Origin of the sequence: Burkholderia sp. Bp8998, from assembly GCF_003854235.1 — a bacterium.
Taxonomy (GTDB): domain Bacteria; phylum Pseudomonadota; class Gammaproteobacteria; order Burkholderiales; family Burkholderiaceae; genus Burkholderia.
In genome coordinates this window covers 1-248 of record NZ_QTQF01000185.1, presented here as the reverse complement: position 1 = coordinate 248, position 248 = coordinate 1, and the positions used below count along the sequence as shown (strand labels likewise).

The window sequence follows — 248 nt, the reverse complement described above, 5'->3', positions numbered from 1 at the left end:
TCCGGCAGCAGCGCCACCGATCACGTCACCAATGTCGGCACCTTGAATCTCGCCGGTGTCGAAACCGGCGCGACCGTCGAATATTCGATCGATGGCGGCCATACCTGGAACACCAGTTTCAGCGCCGCTGAAGGCGTGAACGACGTACAGGTCCGGCAAACCGATATCGCGGGCAATACGTCGTCGGTTACGTCGTTCAGTTTCACGCTCGACACGTCGGCCGCTGCGCCCGGTGTTGCGTTGACGAC

1 protein-coding gene is annotated in these 248 nt (G+C 61.3%); it reads left to right on the top strand.

Annotated elements, in window-relative coordinates; genetic code table 11:
* Nucleotides 1-42: 42 nt before the first annotated feature.
* On the top strand, nt 43-248 hold a 206-nt coding region (locus DIE06_RS39690; protein ID WP_409364544.1), incomplete at its 3' end, for an Ig-like domain-containing protein.